At 51.3% G+C, this 3,080-nt stretch carries 2 protein-coding genes; both read right to left on the bottom strand.

The window, feature by feature from the left end:
* Positions 1-47: 47 nt before the first annotated feature.
* Positions 48-1,618 (bottom strand): IS3 family transposase gene (locus A6395_RS15775; protein WP_131466594.1). Its coding sequence is split into 2 segments (ribosomal slippage): positions 48-979 and positions 979-1,618, totalling 1,572 coding nucleotides; the frame shifts between segments, so codons are not numbered across the junction.
* A gap of 89 nt (positions 1,619-1,707) precedes the next feature.
* Entirely contained in the window at positions 1,708-3,036 is a 1,329-nt protein-coding gene (locus tag A6395_RS10910; protein ID WP_071399048.1) for an N-acetylmuramoyl-L-alanine amidase family protein, read from the bottom strand.
* Positions 3,037-3,080 lie beyond the last annotated feature (44 nt).

The following is a 3,080-nucleotide window of genomic DNA, read 5'->3' as shown; positions in this document are numbered from 1 at the left end:
ATGAACTGCTCCCCGTCAGGTAGACAGGGTAAATAATGAAAACCAGCCTAGGCGGCTTGAGCCCTGTATTCGACAGGGCTCAAGCCGTTTAGTCGTTTCTGGAGACGATCATGGTTGTAGAACGATATGTAGGCCTCGATGGCCGACGTGAGTTCGCTATAGGCCTGGAACTCACGCAGGTAGTACATCTCGACTTTCAGGGTACCCCAAAAACCCTCGATCGGGGCGTTGTCGAGACAACGTCCGACGCGAGACATGCTGTGGGTCAGTTTTGCGTCTTCCACCATGCGTTTGAACCCTCTCGATGTATATTGAAACCCTCGGTCGCTATGGATCATCGGACCCGCTCCTGTACGGAGCCCCGCGATCGCTGGGATCATCGTCTGGAAGACGAGCCCATTGTTGTTGGATTTCCCGATGCGATAGGCGACGATCGAGCCGTCATAGAGGTCGATGATCGCGCTCAGATACGCCCTCCTCCCGGCGCCATATTTGAACTCGGTGACGTCAGTGCACCATTTCTCGTCCGGTCGGGACGCGCTGAATTCTCGGTTCATCAGGTTCTCGGCCACATGCTGCGGTGAAGACTTTTTGTACCGTTTTCGCTTCTGGCGGATGACCGAACGGATCTCGTGGATGCGCATGAGACGATAGACCCGCTTCTCGTTGTATGCCGGCAGGCCATGCTGGCGTCGTCTCCGATTGACCGTCATGGTGATCCGTCGATACCCGTAGGTCCCGTTCACCTGGTCGTAGAGGAGACGGATGTCCTCCAGTAGACTCAAGTTCTCTTCCTCGCGTACCGAGACGGTACGTTTTAACCATTTATAATAGGCGGCCCGTGAGACCTGCGCGATCTCGCATAAGAGCACGACCGGGAACGTGTCGCTTATCGACATTTCCTTGATGGCCGTGTAACGCAATTGTAGCCGGATCTGGCTGATCAACCTCTCCTCTCGATCTCCTCTAACTTTTTTAGGAACAGGTTCTCGGCCCGAAGGCGCTCGTTCTCCCGCTCGATCTGTTGGATGCGACGTTCAAGCTTCTCCTCGTTGGTCAGTTCCTCTTCTTGCTTTGTCCGTCCGCGCCGGTCCTCGAGCCCGTGCACGCCGTCGGCGTCATATTTTTTCGTCCAGCCATAGACCTGCTGGTACGACACGGCGAATATCTCGGCCGTCCGTTGATAGTTCCGTCCGTTGTCCAGGCAATACCTGACGATCTCCATGCGTTCCTCGAATGTTGTCTTTCTCCCTTTGGCCATAGCTCGATCCATCCCTTTTCTCGAATCTGTTAACTCGCTATGACCAGTATACTTCTTGATCCAGCGATATAGAACCGACCAACTACTAATATGATATTTGGAGAGAACCTCCATTTTGGTGAACCCATCGAGATAGTCACGTACGGCCGCGATCTTCTGTTCCTTGGTGTAATGTTTCCATGTCTTCGACTCCTTCAACGCATCGATCCCACCGGTATCGAATTTCACTTTCCACAACTGAAGGGTATCCATAGAGACGTCATGAGCCTCCTCGATTTCCTTCCAGGTGCATGTTCCTTCTTCCAGCATACGTAGTGCACTCAGTTTTTGTTCAATCGAATGCCGACTTCTCGCCATAAAAAAACACTCCCCAATTGATAAACAGATTTGTTATTTCATCTGTCTACCTATTGGGGAGCATATCAGTTCAGCCGGGTCTCTTTGAATTAGTTCGATGAACGCATGAATTGATGAATGCCGGAAGCAGTCGCATCAGCCATCCGTTGACGATATGTCGTACTCGTCAGATGAGCGCGATCGTTCGCATTGCCAATAAATCCGTATTCGACGAGCGTCGACGGGACGGTATTCTTTCCGACGACATACACGTTTTGATACTTCACGCCACGATTACGGATCGTCGGGATCCTTACACCGAGTTCACGGTTGATGGCCGCGCCTAAATTGCGACTCGCCGAGACGTAAGGGTTCGTCGTGTAGCTCTCGGTCGTTGGGACGAGCACTTCATGGCCATGGTAGGCCGTACTCGGTGCCGAGTTGGCATGGACGCTTATAAAAGCGCTCCCTTTATAAGACTTTGTCAACGAGACGCGCTGGGCGAGGGATAAGTAGCCATCGTTTGCACGAGTCATTTTGACGTTATAGTTGTACGTGCTCGATAGTGTGTTCGCCAAGCGCTTAGCGATGTCGAGTGCAATGACTTTCTCTTGGACAGATCCGTAAACTGCACCAGGATCGTTCCCGCCATGACCGGCATCGATGACGACGGTGCGTCCTGATCCGGTTGAAGTAGTGGGTGTCGTCGTTGTGCCCGCTTTCAAATAGCGCGCTGCGACGTAGCCGGTCTTCCCACCGTAAGAGACTTTATACCACGAGCCATATGTCCCTCGGTAAGTCACCTTACGGCCAGATGGGATGGTAAGCAATACCGTTCCGGTCGTCGAGGCACTCTTCCGCAAGTTCAAGTTGACAGTCGTCGTATAAGCTTTTGTCGAGCTTGTCGTTGTCGATGGACTTGAAGCTTTTAAATATTGTGAGGAGACGTAACCGGTCTGTCCGCCATACGTCACTTTGTACCATGAACCGTATGTGCTGACATAAGTCACTCGTTTCCCTGTTGGAATCGTCAATAGAATCGTACCTCTCGTCGAGGCGCTTTTCCGTAAATTTAAGTTGACGGTTGTCGTATAGGCTTTCGTTGAACTGGTCGTCATCGTCGAAGCGGTTGTCTGCTTCACATACTGTGAAGCGACGTAGCCGGTCTTGCTACCGTAAGAGACTTTATACCACGAGCCGTACTTGCTTATGTATTTGATCGTCGCGCCTGCTGGGATTGTCAGAAGGACTTTGCTCCAAGTCGCTGCACTAAGGCGAAGATTTAAATTGGCTGTTGTTTTATATGTAGTGGCCGCTTCGACACGAGTTGATTCAAATCCGGTCTGTGAAAGCTCGAGCGGTACGACTGCTGCGCCAGTGAAGACGAGGGATGTGCTAAGTAAGAGTTTTAAATGCCAAGGTGTTTTTTCTATGTTCAATCGTGATTCGCTCCTTTTTCTTGAATCTTTGAAATAACGATGAA

The sequence above is a fragment of the Exiguobacterium sp. SH31 genome (genome assembly GCF_001816105.1).
In the GTDB taxonomy this organism is placed as follows: Bacteria; Bacillota; Bacilli; order Exiguobacteriales; family Exiguobacteriaceae; genus Exiguobacterium; species Exiguobacterium aurantiacum_A.
The sequence above is the reverse complement of the archived record's forward strand: the minus strand, read 5'-3'. Positions and strand labels throughout refer to the sequence as shown.